Genomic DNA, 21,131 nt, shown 5'->3' on the forward strand with positions numbered 1-21,131 from the left:
GACTGTCGGTTCGACGTAGAAGCCTCAGCCGTAGCAACGGATTGCCCAGCGAGAGATCGCCGCGGGCGGATATTAAACTGCAAAGACGAGCGTCGGTAAGACACGCCGAGGTCGCCGCGGACGGGCTGATATAGGGAGAGGGCCTGACCCCATATCGTTGGGGCCAGGCCCGATTTTGCCTCTTGACAATGTCCTGCTCATATTAAAAGGAACGTCCCCAACTGCCGGATTAGGAGAGGCTCTCCAGAACGTGGCGGAGTTCTTGCTGGACAGCGTGGTCGCGGTTGCACCCCACCACGCGATCGGCGACTGCCTTGAGTGCAGGACGCGCGTTTTCCATCGCGCAGCCCGTGCCGACAAAGCGAATGATCTCGTAGTCGTTCATCGAGTCGCCAAACGCCATGACCTCGTCGCGACCAATGCCGTAATGCTCCGCGAGCTGCGCGATGCCCGAGGCCTTCGATACGCCGGGCTGCATGGCATCGATCCACGCGTTGCCCGAAGGCGCAAAAGTAAAGAGCTGACCGAGTTCGCGCTGTAGTACGTAAGCGCTGTCCATAACGGCACCGTCATCGCAAAAGATACTCGCCTTGATGATATTTACGCTGGGATCGGGCAGCTCCCAAATGCGCTCGGCATTGGGAAGGTCCTTATCGACCTCACGCACGAACTTGCACTCGTCATCGAGCAGGAAGGACTTGGTTCGGTCAAAAAGTGCAAGATGCAGATTGGGAAACGTCCTGACGGCTTGGGCGAGCTTTCGAATCGCCAGGTGCGAATACACCTCGCGGTCTACCATCTTGCCGTCGGCGTAGACCTGGGCGCCGTTAGCGGCGACAAAGTCCATCTTGTCGCGAACGGGCGCAAAGAACTCGCACAGGCGATCGTAGCGACGACCTGACGATGCGGCAAAATGCACGCCATGCTCGCGTAGCGCCAAAATCAGTTCGTAGGTCTCGGGAGGCACCTGGCCGTTTTCGTCAAGCAGTGTGCCGTCCATATCGGATGCAATCAGTTTAAACATAGAAAAGCTCCCTTCGGACTTGTTGGAATCGAACGTATATCCGATTCCAACGTACCCAAAGGGAGCTCAAATAAGACTCCGCGGGCGTAAACGTTACAAGGACCTGGCAAATAGCTCACACATGCCAGAGGTCCTACGGTCGCGGCGCCAGGCGACACGCCACCCCGACGGCCAGTCGTTTAAGAACGTCCCCGATGACTAGTCGGCGTAGGTGAAGGTCGTGACGTCGAACATGCCCTCGGGGCGAATGCGGAGCGTCGGGATGACCGGCAGGGGCAGGAAAATGATGCCCATGATGGGGTCGAGCGGCGACTCAATACCCATGGCGCGCGCCTTGACCATAAAGTCGTCGTGCTGCGCGGCAACGTCCTCGGCCGTGCCTTCGCTCATAAGGCCACCGAGCGCCAGCGGAATGCGCGCCACGACCTCTCCGTTGCGCACCAGCACGTGACCACCTTGGCCCACGGCCTCAACGGCGGCCATCATATCGGCGGCGTTGTCGCCCACCACGCACACGTTGTGCGAGTCGTGGCCGATCGTGGAGGCAATGGCGCCACCCGTGATGGTAAAGCCGCGCACCCAGCCGCGACCGATGTGCTTGCCGACAAGACCCAGGCCAGCGGGGCCGTCGCCGTCGGCGCCCTCGGCTTGCAGCGACACGCCGCGGCCGTGGCGCTCGATCAGCATAATGCGACGCAAGTCCTCGTCAGTCTCGGGACGAACCATGCCCGTGATGGCCTTGCCCGGCACCACGTCAATCACGGCCTCGCCCGGCTTAAAGGCATAGTCGAACACGTCGAGCGATAGCTTCGGCAGCTTAACGGAGGCGCGCAGCTCATCAGCAAGGGCCGCAACCTCGGCCATCTCGGGTGCAATCTCGCCCACAAAGGTGCCGTCCTGCGCCACCAAAGCACCGGCGGCATATACGCGATGCGGAGCCGTGGCAAACGTCAGGTCATTGAGCACCAGCAGGTCGGCACGCTTGCCCGGGGCAATCGCACCGCGGAGCTCGTGCGGGTCGCGGCAGCCGTGATCCAGGCCAAACGCCTCGGCCGTGGAGAGGGACGCCATAGAGATAGCGACCACGGGGTCGATACCGGCCTCAATCGCCACGCGGCAGGCATTGTCGATCATGCCGGTCGCAAGCGCATCGGAAGGAGCGCGGTCGTCAGTCGCAAAGCAGCAGCGGCGGGCGCGCGCGGGATTCTCCAGCAGCATCGGCGACAGGTTGGCCAGATCATGGCTGCACGTACCCTCGCGAAGCATCACGTACATGCCGCGAGACAGCTTGTCGAGCGCCTCCTCGGGAATCGTCGACTCATGGTCGGCGATAATGCCCGCTGCGGCATAGGCATTGAGGTCCTTACCGGCAACGAGCGGCGCGTGGCCGTCAACCTGCTTGGACGGCGTCTGGTTGGCAGCATCGATGCGAGCGCAGGTCTCGGGGTCGGCCATAAAGACGCCCGGCAGGTTCATCATTTCGCCCAGACCAAAGACATCGCCTGGATGCTCGGCAAAAAACGCCTGCATATCGGCAGCCGAAATAACGGCACCGGCCTGCTCGTCGGGCAGCGCGGGCACGCACGAAGGCATCATGTACTTGATGGAGATGGGTGCGCGGCGGCCGTCCTCGATCATAAAGCGCAAGCCGTCGAGACCGGCAACATTGGCAATCTCGTGGCTGTCGGCAATGGCGGTGGTAGTACCGCGCGTCGCGGCCATGCGAGCATACTCGGCGGGACGGATGTTCGAAGACTCGATATGCAGATGCCCGTCAATAAAACCGGGAGCGAGATAGCGACCCTGGCAGTCGATAACCTCGGCAGCCTCGTAGGTGCCAGCGACATCGTCGCGACCATCGTAGAGCACGCCGACGATCACACCGTCCTTGACGGCAACGCTGCCGGGCGCCACACGCTGGCCATACACGTCGACGATCTGCAGATTGGTAAACAGCGTGTCGACGGGCACGCGGCCCTCGGCGGCCTCGATCACAGACCTCATGACCTCAACGGACATACATACTCCTTTAACCGTAGAAAAAAGCTGCGGAGCGGACAGACCTTCACCGCAGCAAGCCAATAGCCATTGTATGCCCAAAAGAAGGTCCCGCTAACACCCATCCACTTAGCGGCACACGCCGCTTGGCGCAATGGGGACTGCCGCTGAGCACCAATAGTCGTTGGGGACGTTCTTAAACGACTAGTCATTCAAGAACGTCCCCAATGACTACTTGCGACCAAGGCGACGCCGACGTTTTGGCAGTGCCAGCGAGCGGGCCGCATTTGAGACAAGGTGACGTGAAACGAAAGGGCGCTGACCTTCTGGTCGCGCCCTTGAAGCTGAACGTCAGATTGTCCAGATGCGGCCCGCGCAGCATCGACCGGTTACGCGGTTTGGCAAAACCGCGGAACTAAATAAGCTTGAAGCCCTTGCGCTTGCCTACGGAGAGGGTGTCGCCCAGCTTGAGAGCGCTGGGGTCGATGTTGTAGCTCTTGGGAGCCACGGCTTTGCCGTTTATCTTGACGCCGCCGCCGTCGATGTCGCGACGGGCCTGGCCGGCGCTCGCCGAAAGACCCAAGTCCTTGAGCAGGCCGGCGAGGTAGATCTGGCCCTCGTCGTTAACGGTCAGCTCGACGTGCTTCTCGGGGAAATCGGCAAGCTGGCCCTCCTTGAACACACGGTCGAACTCGGCCTGGGCCTCGTCGCCGGCGCCGGCGCCGTGATAGGTGTCGCACAGGTCGCGGCCCAGAGCGCGCTTGAGCTCGTAGGGGTCGGCGGAACCGTCGGCCAGGGCGGCGTCGATCTTGTCGACCTCGGCCGGGGTGAGCGAGCTGGCCAGACGATAGTACTTGCCGATCATCTCGTCGGGGATAGACATGGTCTTGCCGAACATATCCTTGGGAGCGTCGGTCAGGCCGATGTAGTTGCCGTAGGACTTGGACATCTTGCGCACGCCGTCGGTACCCTCGAGCAGCGGCATGGTGAGCGCGATCTGCGGCTCCATGCCCATCTTCTCCATAAGCTCGCGGCCAGCGAGCAGGTTGAAGAGCTGGTCGGTGCCGCCCATCTCCACGTCGGCCTTGATCTGAACGGAGTCGAAGGCCTGCATCACGGGGTACAGGAACTCGTGCAGGGCGATCGGCGTCTGGGACTGGTAGCGCTTGGTAAAGTCGTCGCGCTCGAGGATGCGGGCGACGGTGAACTTGGAGCACACCTGCAGCAGGCCGGCCAGATCCATCGACAGGATCCAGTCGCCGTTGTGCACGATGGTGGTCTTCTCGGGGTCCAGGATCTTCATGGCCTGGCTGACATAGGTCTCGGCGTTGGCCTCGATCTGCTCCTGCGAAAGCTGCGGGCGGGTGGAGTTCTTGCCCGAGGGGTCGCCGATCAGTGCGGTACCGTTACCGATGATGAGGGTGACGTTGTGGCCCAGGTCCTGGAACTGACGCATCTTGCGCAGGGGCACGGCATGGCCCAGGTGCAGGTCGGGGCTGGTAGGATCGACGCCGAGCTTGATGTTGAGGGACTCGCCCTTCTCAAGCTTCTTGCGAAGGTCGGCCTCGGGGACGATCTGCGCTGCGCCCGAGGTGATGATACGCATTTGCTCGTCGACAGACAGCATTGGGTATCCTCCTTTTGCTATAGCACCCTCACCGGATACGGCGGTGCTCGAAGTTCATAAACCCACTCATAATAACCAAAACGGCGCGGCCGAACACCTACGACAGGAAAATCCTCGTCCTGCCGCACGCGTCGATAACGACCGGCAAACGCGTGCCGTCACGTTCGACCAAAAAGCGCCCCTGCTGACGGCGCGAGCAGTCACGGCAACGGACCTGCCCCGTCGCATCCGTGGCGCAGGCGCCCTCGGCAGTCAGCAAGCAGTGCTCGCACACCATGAGCTCGGGACGGCCGGCATCGACAGGCCCCAAGACACCGGGGCAAGCGGAAAGCTCGGCAACACGCTCCGCGTCGTGGGCGACAAGCTCGGCAGGCACATACACACAGCCCGCGCCGAGCCCGCGTAGCCAGGCGAGCGTAACCCGGTTTGCGCAAAACACCGGTGCCGCAACGTCAAACGCCACGCCCAGCTCACGCGCCATCGCCACCTGTCCCAGATTACGACAGACGACGCGCCCGGCACGCCGCATAAGCGAGCGGGTACGCGAGGCATCGGCTGCACGACAGACCTCGTCAAGCACCACAACGGCGTCGGACAAATCGAGTTCTCCGCGCGGGTCGGCATCCATCAGCCGCCAGGCAAAGACCATGCGATCGGAAGCCCCCTTTTCCGTCGGCTCCGTCAACGCCGCCTCGGGCACGTCGCCAACAGTCACGGCGCCCTCAAAGGGCAGCACCTCAACGGCTCGTGCAACGGGTACGACCGCGTCCGCCTCGACCCGCATGTGCCCCAGCGCCGTCGCCGTCTGCTCCAACACGCCGGCGCTGCGAATCAGGTACACCTCGCATCCCGCATCCACCTTGCGCTTGCAGTGCACGACAACGCGCTCCCCCGCTGCTGCATCCACCGGGCAGGGCACCTGGGGCCAGCGCTTGGGCACATCGGGGCGTGCATCGGCACCCGGATAGAACCGGATCTCGAGCGTGTCACCTGCGGCCACGGCGGCATCGAGTTCGACGGTCACCTCTTCGTGACCCACCGTCACCAAGTGGCCCACGCGCACGCCCTGGTTAATCGCGCGCTCAAAGCTCATGAGCTCAGCACCCGATCGCCCCCGCAGATACGCATCGGTAAACCCGCGGTTGAACGACCTGCCCAACTCGCGCTCGAGCGCCGACACGGCAGCGGCATCCCACGCGCCATCGCGCAGCATATCGAGTGCACGACGCCACACCCGCACCACGTTGAACACGTAGTCGGGGTTTTTCATGCGCCCCTCGATCTTGAGCGACGCCACCCCGGCCCCAACAAGCTCGGGCAGGTGCGCAATGCCCAGATAGTCGCGCGGGCATAGCAGACGATCGCCCTCCACTGAAGTGACGCTCTCCCCCGCCTCGTCCACCAGGTCGTACGCCAAGCGACACGGCTGCGTACAGTCGCCACGCATCGCCGATCGTCCACGCCGCAGGGCCGAAAACTCGCAGGCGCCCGAATATCCAATGCAAATCGCGCCGTGGCAGAACACCTCGATAGGCACGCCGGTAGCACACAGGGCGGCAATCTCGTCGACCGCCAGCTCGCGGGCGGTCGTCACGCGCTCGACCCCGAGCTCATCGGCAGCCAGGCGCACGGCGCCTTCGCTATGAACGCCCGCCTGCGTGGACAGGTGAATCTCGACCCCGGGAATCGCCGCGCGCAACGCGCAGGCCAGACCGGCATCCGCCACGATCAAGGCGTCGGCACCCAACTCTTGCGCGCGTGCCCCCAGTGCCACCGCGTCGGCCAACTCGTCGTCGAACACAAACACGTTGAGGGTCACGTATACACGCACGCCGTGCGCATGCGCCACGACGCAGCCGCGGGCGAACTCGTCGTCGGTAAAGCCGTGTGCGCTCACGCGGGCGTTAAACCCGCCCAGGCCCGCATAGACGGCATCGGCACCCGCTGCAATCGCCGCGAGCATCTGATCGAGTCCGCCGGCAGGCGCCAGCAGCTCGGGCAGCGCCGCCTCGGCAGCCCCCGGCTCGTTATCGCATTGTCCACTCGGCCCCGTCGTCCGAATCGCCATCGGCAAACTCCTTACCAACAAGGTATGCATTCACTCTGAAAAAAACCGTCATCCAGCATACACGAGGCCTCGCGCGCCTCGTTTGGTTTATCGTGTAATAACTTATGTCCATCCTGCCCCAGCGGCGCACCCGCCGCCCGGCACGACATACCTGGAGGTCAATATATGGGTCCTCGCCAACGACAGGGGCGCAGTCGTTCCAAGACGCATGCCCTGCCCATGATCCTGCTCTCGTTCTTGGGCCTTTTGCTCATCGCGGGCGTAGCGTTTGGGATTGGCATGGTCGGCAACGTCAATCGTTGGCTGTCCGATCTGCCCGACTATACCGACGCCAACGCCTATCTGGTGAGTGAACCCACCGAGATCGTCGATTGCAACGGCAACAAGATCGCGAGCTTCTACACGCAAAACCGCAAGTCCATCACCAAGGACCAGGTTTCCCCGTACGTGTTGCAGGGCACCGTCGACGTCGAGGACGAGCGCTTCTACGAGCATGGCGGCATCGACCTGTGGGGCATTGCTCGCGCAGCAGTGGCGACCCTTTCCGGTGGCCATGAGGGTGCCTCGACCATCACCCAACAGCTGGTGCGTAACACCATCCTGCAAGAGGAGCAGTTCGATTCGACCATCGAGCGTAAGGTCCGCGAGGCCTACATCGCCATCAAGATGGAGGAGATGTACTCCAAGGACGAGATCCTCATGATGTACCTCAACACCATCTACTACGGCCACGGTGCCTACGGCATCGAGGCCGCAGCCGAGACCTATCTGTCCAAGAGCGCCGCCGACCTCACCCTGAGCGAGGCCGCGCTGCTCATCGGCCTTCCCAACTCGCCTTCGCAGTACGACCCCACGGTCAATCCCGATCTGGCACTGTCTCGCCGCAACAAGGTTCTCGATAACATGCTGCGCCTGGGCCACATCACCCAGAAGGAGCACGACGCCGCGCAGGCAGAGCCCATCACCCTCAACGTAACTGAGATTTCGGGCAGTGGCGTCGACGTGTATTCGCAGCCCTACTTTGTCGCCTATGTTAAGCAGCTGCTGGAGCAGGAGTTCTCCACCGACGTGCTGTTTAAGGGCGGCCTAACCGTCAAAACCACCATCGACCCGACCATGCAGCAGACTGCCGAGGAGGCCGTGCGCGCCCAGCTCGACACGCTTTCGCTCGACGGCCTGGACATGGGCATGGTCGTCGTCGACCCCAAGACCGGCTACATCAAGTGCATGGTGGGCGGCTACGACTATAACGCCGACGAGAACCACGTGAACCACGCCACGGCCAAGCGTCCCGTAGGCTCCACGTTTAAGGCCTTTACGCTGGCCACTGCCATCCAAAACGGCATGAACCCCAACGTCACCCTCAATTGCAACTCGCCTCTTACAGCCAAGGGCACCACGACCAAGGTGCAAAACTATGACAAGCAGAGCTACGGCACCATCACGCTCAAGCAGGCGACGGCATACTCCTCCAACACTGGCTATATCCAGGTTGCAGAGGCTATCGGCAATAACAAGATCATGTCCCTCGTCAAAAAGCTCGGCATCGATCCATCTAAGGACAATATCGAGGACGTTCCCGTCATGACGCTCGGTACCGGCTCCATCTCGCCGCTCGAGATGGCCGCGGCCTATGCCACGTTTGCCAACGGCGGTTACTATCGCCAGCCGATCGCCATCACCGAGATTGATTCGCGAACTGGCTCGGTACTGTACCAGCACACCGATAACCCCTCGCAGGTGCTCTCCACCGGCGAGGCCGCGGCAGTGACCGACGTCCTGACCGGCGTCATGCAGGGCAGCGGCACGGGTGCCGCCGGCGCGCTGAGCGTCAACCAGCCCTATGCCGGCAAGACGGGCACCACTGACAACACCACCAACCTTTGGTTCTGCGGCTACACGCCGCAGCTGGCATGCGCCCTGTGGACCGGTTATTCCGCAGGCGAGATTCCCATCCAAAAGTACGGCATGGACCTGCTGGGCGATAGCACCAACCTGCCCGTCTTTAAGAAGTTTATGAACACTGTTCTTGCGGGCACCGGGCGCGAGGAATTCCCGACCGGCACGGCTCCCACGTACAAGAACAATAACGTCTGGAAGTTCTACGGCACCAGCAACGCCAGGAAGTCGGAAAACGAGGGAGACGAAAACAAGGAGGGGACCACCACAACAACGACGACTACCACAACGACCGAGACCACGGGTGGCGATACGACCGGCGGCAACGGTGCGACCGGCGGAGACGGCACGACGGGCGGAGACGGCACGACGGGCGGAGACGGCACGACCGGCGGCGGCGGCAGTGGCGGCGAGGGCGCCTCTCCTACTCCTACTCCTACCCCTACCCCTACTCCCACTCCCACGCCTACCCCCACGCCCGATCCTTCAACAGGTCAGTAGCCAGCCATAGCCAGCAAAGGGGCCCGGACAGCGCGCAGCTGCACGGGCCCCTTTTTCGTCTTTCCCGGACAATGCCATCGTACGTCTCCAGGCACCGACACAAAAAGACGCCGGCTCTAGCCGGCGTCCCTACAAGTTTATGAAACTGCGTATACGTAACGACGCGCACGCCGTGCATCTCCTACTTACGAGAGTTACTCAGCTTGTTGATGAGCGCTTCAAGGCGCTCGCCGTCCTCGGCCGTCTGCGCAATGACCAGGATCGTGTCGTTGCCGGCAAGCGAGCCGAGCACATCGGGCAGCTCCGCAGCATCGACGGCTGCGGCAATACCAGAAGCCGTACCGGGCTGTGCCTTGATCATAACCAGATTGTCGGTGCGCAGCACGCCGGTAACCAACTCGGAGACCATGCGCTGCAAATGCAGGTCCTCGGCAAGGACATAGATGCCCTCCGGGAGCTTACGCAGTCCCATATCCGCGATGTCGCGCGAAACGGTCGCCTGCGTGCAATCGAAACCCATGGCACGCAGCTCGTCTACCAAAACGCGCTGTGTGCGTACGTCCTTGTTGCGCACGATATCTCTGATGGCATCCTGGCGCCCATTGCGTTTTTTAGCCATACAAAACCTCACTCCAAAGATGGCGGAGACAATCAATCAGTGATTGAATAGTTTAGCGCTATTAAAGGGTATTTGTGAATAAGAACGCATTTCGAAACAATTCCATGCAAGATTGTTTCAAACATAGCCGTCTTAAGCAGTTTTGGCGCCCGTGCGGTTAAAAAAAGCGGCCAGGTGCGTATACAACACGCAACGCGTAGGCTTGGCACGGGCAATCGGTCCAAACAACAGACCCAGTCCCCGATGGTTGTCCTTGAGCGCGGCGACCATCTGACGGGTTCGAGGCGCATCGAGCATATCACGCATGCGGGCGGAACGCTCGATTGACGACAACCCATGCGGGCTCAGGCACAAATTCTCGATGCAGGCGACCAGTCCGGCAAAGTAGAACTTTTGGCTTGCCAGCTTGAGCCGACCACCGCTATCTGCTTCCGAGAGTGAGTCCGCAAGCTCGTCGAGTGCTCGGATGTCATCGGATACCTTGGCATACATGGTGGGATCAAAGGCATCTGTAAGCTTAGGTGCCGCGGCGTGGAAACAAGCGTCGCCGCAGCCGGAGACGCACTGCGCCCGCGAGAGCGCGCACGTCATAAACCCAACTGTGCGAAACACCTTGTCGCACAAAAGGCATGCCTCAAACAGCGAGCGGCTGTACATCACGCCAGAGGTCTGAGCGACTAGGCCGCCTAAAATCAACTGGGACAGCCCGGTCACCATCGAAGACTTGTCTTCAATGACAATAGGGGCAACATCCAAGACGCGCGAATGGCGCTCTCGATGTGCATCATAGCGGTCGAGCGACACCGTGGGGAGCACTATGTCTGCCGCAGTATCGCACGCGATATCGACCATCTTGGAAAGAGACTGCGGAGCAAACCACTCATCGGCGTTCATGGCGATGATTTGAGAGCCGCGCGAGGCAGCAAAACCGGCACGAAGACAAGCGCCGCGCTTCGCGTCCTCGACGTCAATCAAATCAATATGGATGTCCCTGTCGGCGGCAACTTGAAGCGAATGGCGCACACCAGGCGCAGCATCGCGGCAGACAACGACAATCTGCAAATCGTAGAGGTCTTGGTTCTGGATACTCTCGAGCGCACGCATCGCATAGCTGGGCGAACCTTCTAACACAAGGATCACCGAAAGTCGCGGATGCGAGCCACGTCGAACCAAGTTATCCGTCCTCTCGACAGCAATAAATCAAACCGTGGTTCATGGTACACCCCGGCAATAAAAGCAATGAGACACCAGTTGTATTGCACGTCAAGAACAGATGTTGCACACGCGCAGCCCACAGATGACAGGTGTCGACGCACGACGCGTCGAGCCCTCCCCTAGTCGAGCACGACAAGCTCGGCGGGATCGTAATCCACGCCCATAAACGTAAGGCCGCAGGCAGGAGCCGTGGGGCCCGCAGCGGTACGGTCGCAAGCATCGATGACCTCGCGCATCCACTCGGGTTCACGGCGATGCATGCCAATCTCGACAAGCGTGCCCACGATCGTGCGGACCATCGAATGCAGAAACGCATTGCCCTCGATGGTAAACGTCAGGATGTCCTCGCCAAACGCAACCTCATGGCCAAACTCGGCACGCATCACGCAGCGATGCGTGGGCTTGCCAACGGCCGAGGCAACCTTGCAAAAGCTCTTAAAGTCCTGCTCACCCAAAAGCGCGGGACAGGCCGCAGACATGGCCTCGACGTCCAAGGGATAGCGATGCCACCACACGGCACCCCGTGAGAGCACGGGACGCGCGTCGCGATCGGCAATACGGTACGTATATGTACGTGAACGCGCATCAAAGCGTGCAGAAAAGCCTTTACGGGCCTTGTAGACCTCGTTTATGGCGATATCTTTGGGTAGCAGGGCATCCATAGCCCGCAGCCACCTACGGCGCGTACAAGCGAGCTCAGCGTCCGTTACGGGCACGCTGATGTACTGAGCCACGGCATGTACGCCGGCATCGGTACGCCCCGCGCACGTCAGGACAATCGGACGGCGCAGGAGCGTCTCGATAGCGCGGCGCAGCTCGCCCGCAACCGTCGTCTGACCGGGCTGCTCGGCAAAGCCGCTGTAGGACGAGCCATCGTAGGCCACGCGGAAAACGAGCGTGGCATCGAGCTCGGGAATCGAATTGAAATCAGACGGCGCGGTCATGGACGCTCCCAACAAACAGGCAATGGCATTTCGACAAAAAAAGAGGGGTACGCGAACGTACCCCTCGAATATAGCCTATGCAGACGGATTGTCTACTCAGCGGTCTCCTCAGCAGGAGCCTCCTCGGCAGCCTCGACCTTCTTGGGAGCAGCGGCCTTCTTGGGGGCCGGAGCAGCCTTCTTGGCCTTAGGCGTGCAAGGCTCGGTGACGAGCTCCATGATAACGATGGGAGCGTTGTCGCCCTTGCGGTTACCGAGCTTCATGATGCGGGTGTAACCGCCGTTGCGGTCCTGCCACATGCCCTGAGCAGCCTTGTCGAAGATCTCGGCAACGAGCTGCTTATCGCCGAGCTTGGCGATAGCCAGACGACGAGAGTGCAGGTCGCCCTTCTTGGCCCAGGTGATGATCGGATCGACGACCGAACGCAGCGCCTTAGCGCGGGTCTCGGTGGTCTTGATGCGGTCGTTCTCGAAGAGGGCCTTAGCAAGGCTCTTCTTCATGGCCTTGGTGTGGCTCGCATCGGTGCCGAGCTTCAGGCCCTTCTTAACGTTATGACGCATGGTCTAGTTTCTCCTCAAATATGCGAAGCATTAAGCCTTCAGGCTCAGGCCCATGGACTCAAGCTTGTCCTTCACTTCCTCGATCGACTTAACACCGAAGTTACGGATGTTGAGCAGATCGTTCTCCGAGAACTCAACGAGCTGACGGACCGAGTGAATGCTGGCGCGCTTAAGGCAGTTGTAGGAACGGACGGAAAGGTCCAGATCCTCGATCTGCTTGTCCAGCTCGGCGTTGTCGTTGGTGACCTCGGGAGCGAAGATCGAAGCCTCCTCCTCGACCTCGGGGGTCTCGGCAAGGTTCATAAAGGCGGCCATATGCTGGTTGATGATATTGGCAGCCTGGACCACGGCGTCGCGCGGGGCGATGGAGCCGTTGGTCTCGATCTCGAGGACAAGGCGGTCGTAGTCGGTGTGCTGACCGACACGGCAAGCCTCAACGAGCTTGGCGCAACGGGAAACCGGCGAGTACAGCGAGTCGACGTGGATCACACCGATGGGATCGTTGTCGCGCTTGTTGGCCTCGCCAGAAACATAGCCGCGGCCATAGCCGATGCGCATGCTCATGGTGAGATGGCCACCCTCGGTGAGCGTAGCGATGTGCTGCTCGGGGTTGACCAGCTCAAACTCGGACGGAATAAAGAAGTCCGCACCGGTGACCTCGCAGGGGCCGTCAACCGAGATGGTGGCGGTCGCCTCGTCGGTCGTGCCGAGAGCCCTGAAGACAAGACCCTTGACATTCAGGACGATGTCGGTGACATCCTCGACCATGTTAGGGATGGTCATGAACTCGTGCTGCGCGCCATCGATCTGAATAGCCTCGACGGCGGCACCCTCGAGCGAGGACAGAAGAACGCGACGAAGGGAGTTACCCAGCGTATCGCCGTAGCCACGCTCGAGCGGCTCGACGGAGACACGAGCAGACGTCTCGTTGATCTCTTCGACCTGAACCTGAGGCCTAATGAATTCTGACATGTATTACCTCCAGCCTCAGCAGCCCGGATGGACTACTTAGAGTAGAGCTCGACGATGAGCTGCTCGTTGATATCACCGCTGATCTGCTCACGCGTCGGCAGAGCGAGCACGTTACCAGACAGCTTCTCGATATCGACCTCGAGCCAGCCAGGGACCTCAAAGCGCTCGGAGGAAATCAGGGCCTCCTTGATGGGGAGGAGGTCACGGAACTTCTCGCCGACAGCGACGACGTCGCCGGCCTTGACGCGGTAAGACGGGATGTCCACGCGCTTGCCGTTCACGGTGAAGTGACCGTGACGGACGGACTGACGAGCCTCTTTGCGGGTGCGGGCGAAGCCAAGACGGAAGACGACGTTGTCGAGGCGAGACTCAAGGATGATCATGAGGTTCTCACCGGTGACGCCGTTCATCTTACGGGCCTTGTTGAAGTAGCCGTGGAACTGCTTCTCCAGAACGCCATAGATGAACTTGACCTTCTGCTTCTCGCGCAGCTGCATGCCGTACTCAGATTCCTTGCGACGGCGCTTGGGCTGACGGATAGATTCCTTCTTGCTGCTGTAACCGAGCTCAGCGGGATCGATCCCGAGCTGACGGCAGCGCTTAAGAACAGGAGTCCTGTCGATTGCCATATTGATACGATCCTTTCAGTTACACGCGGCGACGCTTCTTGGGGCGGCAGCCGTTGTGCGGAATGGGGGTCTTGTCCTGGATGCTCGAGACCTCGAGGCCAGCAGCCTGGAGGGAGCGGATGGCGGTCTCACGACCGGAGCCGGGGCCCTTGACGAAGACGGAAACCTTCTTCATACCGTGCTCCATGGCCTGCTTGGCAGCAGCCTCGGCAGCCATCTGGGCAGCGAACGGCGTGGACTTACGGGAGCCCTTGAAGCCCACCTGGCCAGCCGACTTCCAGGAAATGACGTTGCCCTGGGGATCGGTGATCGAAACGATCGTGTTGTTGAACGTAGAACGAATGTGAGCCTGGCCCACGGAAATGTTCTTACGGTCCGCGCGCTTCAGACGGGCAGCGCGAACGTTCTTCTTAGCAGTAGCCATCTATCTAGCGCTCCTTATTTCTTCTTCTTAGCACCGATCTGACGCTTCGGGCCCTTGCGGGTACGAGCGTTAGTGTGGGTGCGCTGGCCGCGGACCGGGAGGCCCTTGCGGTGACGAAGGCCGCGGTTGCAGCCGATGTCCATAAGGCGCTTGACGTTCTGGTTGCGCTCACGGCGGAGGTCGCCCTCAACCATGATCTGGTTCTTGTCGATATAATCGCGGATGGCGTTAACCTCATCCTCGGTGAGGTCCTTAACGCGCGTATCCACGTTAACGTTGCACTCGACGCAAATCTTCGTCGCAGTGGTGCGGCCGATGCCGTAAATGTAGGTCAGACCGATCTCAACGCGCTTCTCACGCGGGAGGTCGACACCATTAATACGGGCCAACGTAGTCTCCTCTCTTAACCCTGACGCTGCTTATGACGGGGGTTCTCGCAAATGACGAGGACCTTGCCATGGCGCCTAATGATTTTGCACTTATCGCACATCTTCTTGACCGAAGGACGTACCTTCATCGTTCTTCCTTTCGGTAGCGCTCAAACTACTTCCCTACTATCTACTCGCCCAGCCGCAGGCGTTTAAAACTATGGCTGGTCTTCACACACAATCCGACCATAGGTTGAGCTAAGCCTGCAGTCGGAAATGGAGTGCGTGTATGCGTGCCGCTATTTGTAGCGATAGGTGATGCGGCCGCGGGTCAGGTCGTACGGGGAAAGCTCCACGACAACCCTGTCACCGGGGAGAATACGGATGTAATTCATTCGGATCTTGCCAGAAATGTTGCACAGAACCGAATGACCGTTCTCGAGCTCGACCTTAAACATGGCGTTGGGCAACGGTTCCTTTACCGTACCCTCGAGCTCAATTGCGTCTTCCTTCTTCACAAGCAATCATCTTTCTCTAGAAAACGACAGCGATTGAGTATTCTACAACACATATGCACGCATCGTAATAACTTCGTAATGGCTCCACAACTAAGTGGAACTTGTTACATTTCTCCGCCTTGGAGCGAACACCAAGCACCTTGCGCATCCGTGGTGAGAATCACCGGGCCGTCATTGGTAATGGCGACGGTGTTCTCGTAGTGCGCGGCGGGCAGGTGGTCGTTGGTCGTGACGATCCAACCGTCGGAACCCGTGCTCACATGGTTGGAACCCATCGTAACCATCGGCTCAATGGCAATGACCATGCCGGCCTGGAGGCGAACGCCCCTCCCCTTCTTTCCATAGTTAGGAACGTTGGGGTCCTCGTGCATCACGCGGCCAATGCCATGGCCCACATAATCACGAAGCACGCCGTAACCGTGAGACTCGGCGAGGGACTGAACGGCATAACCGACGTCCCCGATATGGTTACCGGGAACAGCCTGCTCGATGGCAGCCTTAAGGCAATCGCGCGTGACCTCGCACAAAGCCTTGGCTTCGGGCGTGGGGGTGCCGACGAAAAACGTCCAAGCGTTATCGCCGACCCAACCGTCGACAACGGCTCCCGTATCGATGGAGATGATATCGCCATCGCGCAGGATCATGTCGGGGTTGGGAATACCGTGTACCACGGCATCGTTAATCGATGCGCAAATGGTTCCGGGAAACCCGCCGTAACCCTTAAAGGCTGGGGTGCCACCATGCATGCGGATAATCTGCTCCGCGAGCTGATCGAGCTCAAAAGTCGAAACGCCGGGGCGCACCATGGCTCCAACGTGGCGGAGCGCCATCTTAGATAGCGCTCCTGCCTTCTTCATCTGCTCGATTTGCGTTGCAGACTTAATCTTGATCATAGACCGAGAGCCTCTTTGACATCCCCGTACACGGTCTCGCGAGCCTGGTCACCGTTGACCGACTTGAGCAGACCCTGGCCACGATAGTAGTCAACGAGCGGGCTCGTGGACTTCTCGTAGACGTCGAGACGGTTCTTGATGGTCTCGGGCTTGTCGTCGTCGCGCTGATACATCTCGCCACCGCACTTGGGGCAGGTGGCATCGGCAGCGGTGCCGGTGTAACCGCAGGCGCGGCAGGTGCGACGCGAAGACAGACGATCGATAATGACCTCGGGGGCCACATCGACCAGAAGGGCGCAATCGATCTCGCGACCCATGGCGGAGAGCTCGGAATCGAGCGTCACAGCCTGGGCGGTGTTGCGCGGGAAGCCGTCGAGGATGAAGCCCTGCTGGGCGTCATCGGCGGCAAGGCGCTCCTTGACAAGGTCGATCACGAGCTGGTCGGGAACGAGCTCGCCAGCGTCCATGTACTTCTTAGCCTGAATACCAAGCTCGGTGCCACCCTTGACGGCAGCACGCAGCAGGTCGCCCGTGGAAATATGGGCGACGCCAAACTCGGCGACGAGCTCCTGTGCGACGGTGCCCTTACCGGCACCCGGAGCTCCGAGCAATACGAGGTTCATGAGCAATCCTCCTCTAGCCTATTTAAAGAATCCATCGTAATCATACATCTTGATCTGGCCTTCGAGCTTGTCGACCGTGTCGAGCACGACGCCGACCATGATGAGGATGGACGTGCCGCCAAATGCCTGGATCAGATGGTTACCCGTGAAGGAGAAGATGATCGAAGGCACGATGGCGATGAGCGCCAAAAAGACAGCGCTGGGAAGCGTGATCTTGTTGAGCGCGTTCTTGATGTAGGCCGCGGTAGCCCTACCCGGACGGACGCCCGGAATAAAGCCGCCCTGCTTCTTAAGGTTATCGGCCGTGTCATCGGGGTTGAACACCATGGAGGTGTAGAAGTACGCGAAGAACACGATGAGGACAACGTTAAGCACCCAGTTGAGCCAACCGGTCGAAAGCGCGGAGGCAACTGCCTGAATCCAGCCGATGCCGGGGAAGAACACGGCAATCTGAGCCGGGAAGTACAGCAGCGCCGAAGCGAAGATGATCGGCACGACACCCGCGGTGTTGACCTTGATGGGCAGGTAGGTGGTCTGGCCACCCATCATGCGACGGCCCACGACGCGCTTAGCGTAGGAGACCGGGATGCGGCGCTGGCCGCGCTCAAGGAAAACAATCAGCGGGATAACCAGCAGGATGATGGCGCAGATGATCACCATGGTGATGATGCCACCGGCGTTGCCCTCGGTGCTGGAGAAGATAGCCTGCGGCAGACCGGCCATGATGTTCGCGAAGATGATCAGCGACATGCCATTGCCGATACCGCGCTGGGTGATGAGCTCACCAATCCACATGATCAGCATGGCGCCCGCGGTGAGCGTACCGACGATCATGAGGTCGAAGATGATCTCGGGAGCGCCGGCGCCATTGAAGCTGATGCCGAAGCTCTTAAAGAGGAAGAGGTAACCCACGGAGTTGAGGATTGCCAGAGCCAGGGTGAGGTAACGCGAATACTGCGTAATCTTGGTCTGACCGACCTCGCCCTCGCGGGCAAGCTCATGCAGGGAAGGCACGACGGCCTGGAGCATCTGGAGGATGATCGAGCTGGTGATGTAAGGCATGATGCCCAGCGAAAACACCGACACATAGCTCAACGCGCCGCCAGAGAAAAGATTCAGGAGGGCCATAGCACCTGCGGCGACCGAATTGTTATCGGTCGAGAAAAGGCCCAGCATCCCCTGGAAGGGAATGCCGGGCACAGGAACGTGCGCACCAATGCGGTACACGACGAGCATAGCTATGGTAAAAAGAATCTTTTCGCGCAATTCTTTGATGCGGAAAGCATTCTTAAGACCATTTAGCACGGCAGCTCGACCTTTCCGCCGGCGGCCTCGATCTTGGCCTGCGCAGAAGCGCTGACCTTGTCGACCTTGACCGTGAACTTCTTGGTGAGCTCACCATTGCCGAGCACCTTGACGGGCTCGAACTCGCTCTTGGTGATGCGAGCGGCCTTAAGAGCGGCACCGTCGATCACAGCGCCGTCCTCGAACTTACGCTCGAGACGCTCAACGTTAACGGCGGTGTACTCGATACGACGGGGGTTGCGGAAGCCCGGAAGCTTGGGCAGGCGCATGGCCAGCGGAGTCTGGCCACCCTCGAAGCCGGCACCCTTGGTGCCGCCAGAGCGGGAACCCTGGCCCTTCTGGCCGCGGCCAGAAGTGGTGCCGTGACCCGAAGAATTGCCACGGCCGACGCGCTTGCGGTTCTTGGTGGAACCGGGCGCGGGAGTAAGATCGTGAAGCTGCATTTGCTACTCCTCTACAATCTCGACAAGGTGCTTGACCTTGAAGATCATGCCGCGGACGGACTCGTTGTCAGCAATCTCGCGAACCTCGCGGATCCTGTGGAGACCGAGGGCACGGACAGTACGGACCTGGTCCTGCTTGCAACCGTTGGTGCTGCGGACCTGCTTGATCTTGATGGTGTCAGCCATGCTTAGTTCTCCTTACCGACGAACATCTCGGAGACCGTCAGGCCACGGCGAGCCGCGACGTCCTCAGGGCTGGAGAGCTCCTTGAGGCCCTCGACGGCAGCCTTGATGATGTTGAGGCCGTTGTCGGTACCGAGGGACTTGGACAGGACGTTCTTGATGCCAGCAAGCTCGAAGAGGGGACGCACAGCGCCGCCGGCGATAACGCCGGTACCCTCGACAGCGGGCTTGATGATGATGCGGCCGGCACCAAAGTGGCCGAGAACCTCGTGCGGGATGGTGCCCTGCTCGGTCACCGGCACGTGGAACATGTTCTTCTTGGCATCGAGAGATGCCTTGGAGATGGCCATGGGCACCTCAGCGGACTTGCCCATGCCAACGCCGACGTTGCCCTTGCCGTCGCCAACGACGACGAGAGCGACGAGGCTCATGCGACGACCACCCTTGACGGTCTTCGACACGCGGTTGATGTAAACGACGCGCTCCTCGAACTCGGAGGCCTCGCGCTGCTGCTTCTGATTACGAGCCATGTGCTACATACCTCCTAGAACTCGAGACCGGCGGCACGAGCACCGTCGGCGAGGGCCTTGACGCGGCCATGGTAGATACGGCCACCGCGATCGAAGGCGACCTTGGTGATGCCGGCCTCGATGGCGCGCTTGCCAACGAGCTGACCGACCTTCTCCGCAGCCTCCTTGTTCGAGGTGTGGGTGCCCTTGAACTCGGCCTCGAGGGTCGAGGCAGAGACGAGCGTCAGGCTGGAGCCCTTGCTGTCGTCGATGATCTGGGCATAGATGTTGGCGTTAGTACGGGTCACGCGAAGACGCGGACGCTCGGAGGTACCCGAGACCTTGCCGCGAACACGACGCTGACGACGCTTGAGGCCTTCCAGCTTCGCCTTATGCTTGTTCATACGTAAACTCCTAAAAAGGTTGATCTTGCCAGCACCTGACGGGGTGCTGGTCTTATGCGAGTGAGTCGGTTACGACTACTTGGCGGCCTTACCCAGCTTGCGGCGGATGTGCTCGCCAACGTAGTGGATACCCTTGCCCTTGTAAGGCTCGGGAGGACGATGGCCGCGGATCTCAGCGGCGATCTGACCGACCTGCTGCTTGTTGATACCCTTGACGTTCACGTGGGTGTTGTCGGGAACCTCGAAGGTGATGCCCTCGGGAGCCTCGACGATCACGGGGTGCGAGAAGCCCAGGGAGAACTCGAGGTTCTTGCCCTTCTGCTGCACGCGGTAACCGACGCCGGCGAGCTCGAGCTTCTTCTCGAAGCCCTCGGAAACGCCAACAACCATGTTGTGGATGAGGGCGCGGGTGAGGCCGTGGCGGGCACGGGTCTCACGCTCGTCGTCGGGACGGGAAACGGTGAGAACATTGTCCTCGACGTTGATAGCGAGCTTCTCAAAGACATCGAGCTCGAGCTGGCCCTTGGGGCCCTTGACGACAACGTTGTTGCCGTTGACTGCCACTTCGACTCCGGCGGGAATCTGGACAGGCTTATTACCGATACGAGACACGGTGATCTCCTTTCCTTCTACCTACCGAGCGAATTACCAGACGTAAGCGATGATCTCGCCGCCGACGTTGTGCTTGCGAGCATCGCGGTCGGTCATGACGCCATGGCTGGTGGAAATAATGGCGGTACCAAGGCCACCGCGGACGCGGGGCATGTCGGCAACGCCGGTGTACTTACGCAGGCCCGGCTTGGAAATGCGGCGGATGCCGTTGATGACCTTAGCCTTCTTGGGACCATACTTAAGCGTGATGTGCAGAGTCTTCTGGGGAACGGTGTCCTCGACATCGTAGCCCTCGATGTAGCCCTCCTCGTGCAGAACACGAGCGATCTCGACGAGCTTCTTGCTGCTCGGCATGGAGACCGTGGCCTTGTTCACAGAGTTAGCGTTACGGATGCGCGTAAGCATATCTGCGATCGGGTCTGTAAGGTTCATACAGATTCTCCTTCGTTCTTGATGAACACGTGCTCTTGGTTCTTCACCGCCCTTAACGGCAAAGCCTTTTTAGCGCGTTTTCCCTGTTCCAAACGGATGCTTGAAACGCTGGTAGTGACTTACCAGCTGGCCTTCTTAACGCCGGGAAGCTCGCCCTTGAGTGCAAGCTCACGGAAGCAGACACGGCACAGGCCGAACTTGCGGTACACAGAGTGCGGACGGCCGCAGCGCTGGCAGCGCGTGTACTCACGAGTAGAGAACTTCTGCTTGCGATTGCACTTGACGATCATCGATGTCTTAGCCACTTATATCCTCCTCACATAGAGTATTGTTCGCCCCAAGCGCCGCCCCCTTGTGGGAA

General features: G+C 60.3%; 25 protein-coding genes. 1 reads left to right on the plus strand and 24 read right to left on the minus strand.

The genetic code is table 11. The features are described from left to right. Window positions 1-229: 229 nt before the first annotated feature. The 4 genes from AB5Z25_RS09190 to AB5Z25_RS09205 form a co-directional block, all read right to left on the minus strand. Complete coding sequence (locus tag AB5Z25_RS09190) at window positions 230-1,024, minus strand: Cof-type HAD-IIB family hydrolase (protein ID WP_368135374.1); 795 nt, start codon at window positions 1,022-1,024, stop codon at window positions 230-232. A gap of 198 nt (window positions 1,025-1,222) precedes the next feature. Next, window positions 1,223-3,043 (minus strand): adenine deaminase, encoded by a 1,821-nt coding sequence (locus tag AB5Z25_RS09195; protein WP_368135376.1) that lies wholly within the window; start codon window positions 3,041-3,043, stop codon window positions 1,223-1,225. Between the two features lie 394 nt (window positions 3,044-3,437). Continuing rightward, on the minus strand, window positions 3,438-4,649 hold the full coding sequence (gene tyrS, locus AB5Z25_RS09200; protein ID WP_346969629.1) for a tyrosine--tRNA ligase: 1,212 nt from the start codon (window positions 4,647-4,649) through the stop codon (window positions 3,438-3,440). Between the two features lie 97 nt (window positions 4,650-4,746). Next, window positions 4,747-6,717 (minus strand): U32 family peptidase, encoded by a 1,971-nt coding sequence (locus tag AB5Z25_RS09205; protein WP_368135377.1) that lies wholly within the window; start codon window positions 6,715-6,717, stop codon window positions 4,747-4,749. Between the two features lie 165 nt (window positions 6,718-6,882). On the opposite strand from AB5Z25_RS09205, the gene AB5Z25_RS09210 reads away from it, so the two are divergent. Continuing rightward, window positions 6,883-9,117, plus strand: coding sequence for a transglycosylase domain-containing protein (locus AB5Z25_RS09210; RefSeq protein WP_368135378.1), 2,235 nt, complete (start codon window positions 6,883-6,885; stop codon window positions 9,115-9,117). A gap of 181 nt (window positions 9,118-9,298) precedes the next feature. Here AB5Z25_RS09210 and AB5Z25_RS09215 read toward each other — a convergent pair whose 3' ends face one another. From AB5Z25_RS09215 to AB5Z25_RS09310, 20 genes are all read right to left on the minus strand, one after another. Continuing rightward, the gene (locus AB5Z25_RS09215) at window positions 9,299-9,736 is read right to left on the minus strand and encodes an arginine repressor (protein WP_006235280.1); all 438 of its coding nucleotides are present in this window, start codon (window positions 9,734-9,736) and stop codon (window positions 9,299-9,301) included. 132 nt (window positions 9,737-9,868) lie between these two features. Beyond that, the gene (locus tag AB5Z25_RS09220) at window positions 9,869-10,867 is read right to left on the minus strand and encodes a glycosyltransferase family 2 protein (protein WP_368135379.1); all 999 of its coding nucleotides are present in this window, start codon (window positions 10,865-10,867) and stop codon (window positions 9,869-9,871) included. A 203-nt stretch (window positions 10,868-11,070) separates the two neighbouring features. Next, entirely contained in the window at window positions 11,071-11,895 is an 825-nt protein-coding gene (gene truA, locus AB5Z25_RS09225) for a tRNA pseudouridine(38-40) synthase TruA (protein WP_195919230.1), read from the minus strand. A gap of 92 nt (window positions 11,896-11,987) precedes the next feature. After that, window positions 11,988-12,455: a 50S ribosomal protein L17 gene (gene rplQ / locus AB5Z25_RS09230; protein ID WP_055287451.1), complete on the minus strand. Its 468-nt coding sequence runs from the start codon at window positions 12,453-12,455 to the stop codon at window positions 11,988-11,990. A 30-nt stretch (window positions 12,456-12,485) separates the two neighbouring features. Then, window positions 12,486-13,427: a DNA-directed RNA polymerase subunit alpha gene (locus AB5Z25_RS09235; RefSeq protein ID WP_006235276.1), complete on the minus strand. Its 942-nt coding sequence runs from the start codon at window positions 13,425-13,427 to the stop codon at window positions 12,486-12,488. Between the two features lie 32 nt (window positions 13,428-13,459). Beyond that, the gene (rpsD, locus tag AB5Z25_RS09240; RefSeq protein WP_006235275.1) at window positions 13,460-14,056 is read right to left on the minus strand and encodes a 30S ribosomal protein S4; all 597 of its coding nucleotides are present in this window, start codon (window positions 14,054-14,056) and stop codon (window positions 13,460-13,462) included. Window positions 14,057-14,075: 19 nt separating this feature from the next. Next, window positions 14,076-14,480 carry a 30S ribosomal protein S11 gene (gene rpsK, locus AB5Z25_RS09245; protein WP_006235274.1) on the minus strand — a complete coding sequence of 135 codons (405 nt, stop codon included), beginning with the start codon at window positions 14,478-14,480 and terminating at the stop codon, window positions 14,076-14,078. A 14-nt stretch (window positions 14,481-14,494) separates the two neighbouring features. After that, window positions 14,495-14,869, minus strand: coding sequence for a 30S ribosomal protein S13 (rpsM, locus tag AB5Z25_RS09250; protein WP_022094275.1), 375 nt, complete (start codon window positions 14,867-14,869; stop codon window positions 14,495-14,497). 14 nt (window positions 14,870-14,883) lie between these two features. Then, a complete protein-coding gene (gene rpmJ / locus AB5Z25_RS09255) occupies window positions 14,884-14,997 on the minus strand; it encodes a 50S ribosomal protein L36 (protein WP_006363204.1) in 114 nt (37 codons plus the stop codon). A 150-nt stretch (window positions 14,998-15,147) separates the two neighbouring features. Beyond that, complete coding sequence (gene infA, locus AB5Z25_RS09260) at window positions 15,148-15,366, minus strand: translation initiation factor IF-1 (protein ID WP_035137443.1); 219 nt, start codon at window positions 15,364-15,366, stop codon at window positions 15,148-15,150. Between the two features lie 104 nt (window positions 15,367-15,470). Next, a complete protein-coding gene (map, locus tag AB5Z25_RS09265) occupies window positions 15,471-16,259 on the minus strand; it encodes a type I methionyl aminopeptidase (protein ID WP_006235270.1) in 789 nt (262 codons plus the stop codon). Next, window positions 16,256-16,882, minus strand: coding sequence for an adenylate kinase (locus AB5Z25_RS09270; protein ID WP_006235269.1), 627 nt, complete (start codon window positions 16,880-16,882; stop codon window positions 16,256-16,258). The genes map and AB5Z25_RS09270 overlap by 4 nt, the downstream gene beginning before the upstream one ends. A gap of 18 nt (window positions 16,883-16,900) precedes the next feature. After that, entirely contained in the window at window positions 16,901-18,187 is a 1,287-nt protein-coding gene (gene secY, locus AB5Z25_RS09275; protein ID WP_035137447.1) for a preprotein translocase subunit SecY, read from the minus strand. Beyond that, entirely contained in the window at window positions 18,181-18,630 is a 450-nt protein-coding gene (rplO, locus tag AB5Z25_RS09280; protein ID WP_006235267.1) for a 50S ribosomal protein L15, read from the minus strand. The genes secY and rplO overlap by 7 nt, the downstream gene beginning before the upstream one ends. Before the next feature lie 3 nt (window positions 18,631-18,633). Continuing rightward, the gene (gene rpmD, locus AB5Z25_RS09285; RefSeq protein WP_006235266.1) at window positions 18,634-18,816 is read right to left on the minus strand and encodes a 50S ribosomal protein L30; all 183 of its coding nucleotides are present in this window, start codon (window positions 18,814-18,816) and stop codon (window positions 18,634-18,636) included. Between the two features lie 2 nt (window positions 18,817-18,818). Next, window positions 18,819-19,343 (minus strand): 30S ribosomal protein S5, encoded by a 525-nt coding sequence (gene rpsE, locus AB5Z25_RS09290; protein ID WP_006235265.1) that lies wholly within the window; start codon window positions 19,341-19,343, stop codon window positions 18,819-18,821. 14 nt (window positions 19,344-19,357) lie between these two features. Continuing rightward, entirely contained in the window at window positions 19,358-19,726 is a 369-nt protein-coding gene (gene rplR / locus AB5Z25_RS09295; RefSeq protein WP_006235264.1) for a 50S ribosomal protein L18, read from the minus strand. A gap of 75 nt (window positions 19,727-19,801) precedes the next feature. Further along, window positions 19,802-20,338: a 50S ribosomal protein L6 gene (rplF, locus tag AB5Z25_RS09300; protein WP_006235263.1), complete on the minus strand. Its 537-nt coding sequence runs from the start codon at window positions 20,336-20,338 to the stop codon at window positions 19,802-19,804. A 33-nt stretch (window positions 20,339-20,371) separates the two neighbouring features. Then, window positions 20,372-20,770, minus strand: coding sequence for a 30S ribosomal protein S8 (rpsH, locus tag AB5Z25_RS09305; protein WP_006235262.1), 399 nt, complete (start codon window positions 20,768-20,770; stop codon window positions 20,372-20,374). A 119-nt stretch (window positions 20,771-20,889) separates the two neighbouring features. Beyond that, window positions 20,890-21,075 (minus strand): type Z 30S ribosomal protein S14, encoded by a 186-nt coding sequence (locus AB5Z25_RS09310; protein WP_022094280.1) that lies wholly within the window; start codon window positions 21,073-21,075, stop codon window positions 20,890-20,892. Window positions 21,076-21,131 lie beyond the last annotated feature (56 nt).

Origin of the sequence: Collinsella aerofaciens (assembly GCF_040910325.1) — a bacterium.
Taxonomy (GTDB): Bacteria; Actinomycetota; Coriobacteriia; order Coriobacteriales; family Coriobacteriaceae; genus Collinsella; species Collinsella aerofaciens_BL.

Bases quoted from the DNA above. Each gene is read 5' to 3' on its own strand.
- AB5Z25_RS09190 (WP_368135374.1), bottom strand. From the start codon at position 1,024: ATGTTTAAACTGATTGCATCCGATATGGACGGCACACTGCTTGACGAA.
- AB5Z25_RS09195 (WP_368135376.1), bottom strand. From the start codon at position 3,043: ATGTCCGTTGAGGTCATGAGGTCTGTGATCGAGGCCGCCGAGGGCCGC.
- tyrS (WP_346969629.1), bottom strand. From the start codon at position 4,649: ATGCTGTCTGTCGACGAGCAAATGCGTATCATCACCTCGGGCGCAGCG.
- AB5Z25_RS09205 (WP_368135377.1), bottom strand. From the start codon at position 6,717: ATGGCGATTCGGACGACGGGGCCGAGTGGACAATGCGATAACGAGCCG.
- AB5Z25_RS09210 (WP_368135378.1), top strand. From the start codon at position 6,883: ATGGGTCCTCGCCAACGACAGGGGCGCAGTCGTTCCAAGACGCATGCC.
- AB5Z25_RS09215 (WP_006235280.1), bottom strand. From the start codon at position 9,736: ATGGCTAAAAAACGCAATGGGCGCCAGGATGCCATCAGAGATATCGTG.
- truA (WP_195919230.1), bottom strand. From the start codon at position 11,895: ATGACCGCGCCGTCTGATTTCAATTCGATTCCCGAGCTCGATGCCACG.
- rplQ (WP_055287451.1), bottom strand. From the start codon at position 12,455: ATGCGTCATAACGTTAAGAAGGGCCTGAAGCTCGGCACCGATGCGAGC.
- AB5Z25_RS09235 (WP_006235276.1), bottom strand. From the start codon at position 13,427: ATGTCAGAATTCATTAGGCCTCAGGTTCAGGTCGAAGAGATCAACGAG.
- rpsD (WP_006235275.1), bottom strand. From the start codon at position 14,056: ATGGCAATCGACAGGACTCCTGTTCTTAAGCGCTGCCGTCAGCTCGGG.
- rpsK (WP_006235274.1), bottom strand. From the start codon at position 14,480: ATGGCTACTGCTAAGAAGAACGTTCGCGCTGCCCGTCTGAAGCGCGCG.
- rpmJ (WP_006363204.1), bottom strand. From the start codon at position 14,997: ATGAAGGTACGTCCTTCGGTCAAGAAGATGTGCGATAAGTGCAAAATC.
- map (WP_006235270.1), bottom strand. From the start codon at position 16,259: ATGATCAAGATTAAGTCTGCAACGCAAATCGAGCAGATGAAGAAGGCA.
- AB5Z25_RS09270 (WP_006235269.1), bottom strand. From the start codon at position 16,882: ATGAACCTCGTATTGCTCGGAGCTCCGGGTGCCGGTAAGGGCACCGTC.
- rplO (WP_006235267.1), bottom strand. From the start codon at position 18,630: ATGCAGCTTCACGATCTTACTCCCGCGCCCGGTTCCACCAAGAACCGC.
- rpmD (WP_006235266.1), bottom strand. From the start codon at position 18,816: ATGGCTGACACCATCAAGATCAAGCAGGTCCGCAGCACCAACGGTTGC.
- rpsE (WP_006235265.1), bottom strand. From the start codon at position 19,343: ATGGCTCGTAATCAGAAGCAGCAGCGCGAGGCCTCCGAGTTCGAGGAG.
- rplR (WP_006235264.1), bottom strand. From the start codon at position 19,726: ATGAACAAGCATAAGGCGAAGCTGGAAGGCCTCAAGCGTCGTCAGCGT.
- rpsH (WP_006235262.1), bottom strand. From the start codon at position 20,770: ATGAACCTTACAGACCCGATCGCAGATATGCTTACGCGCATCCGTAAC.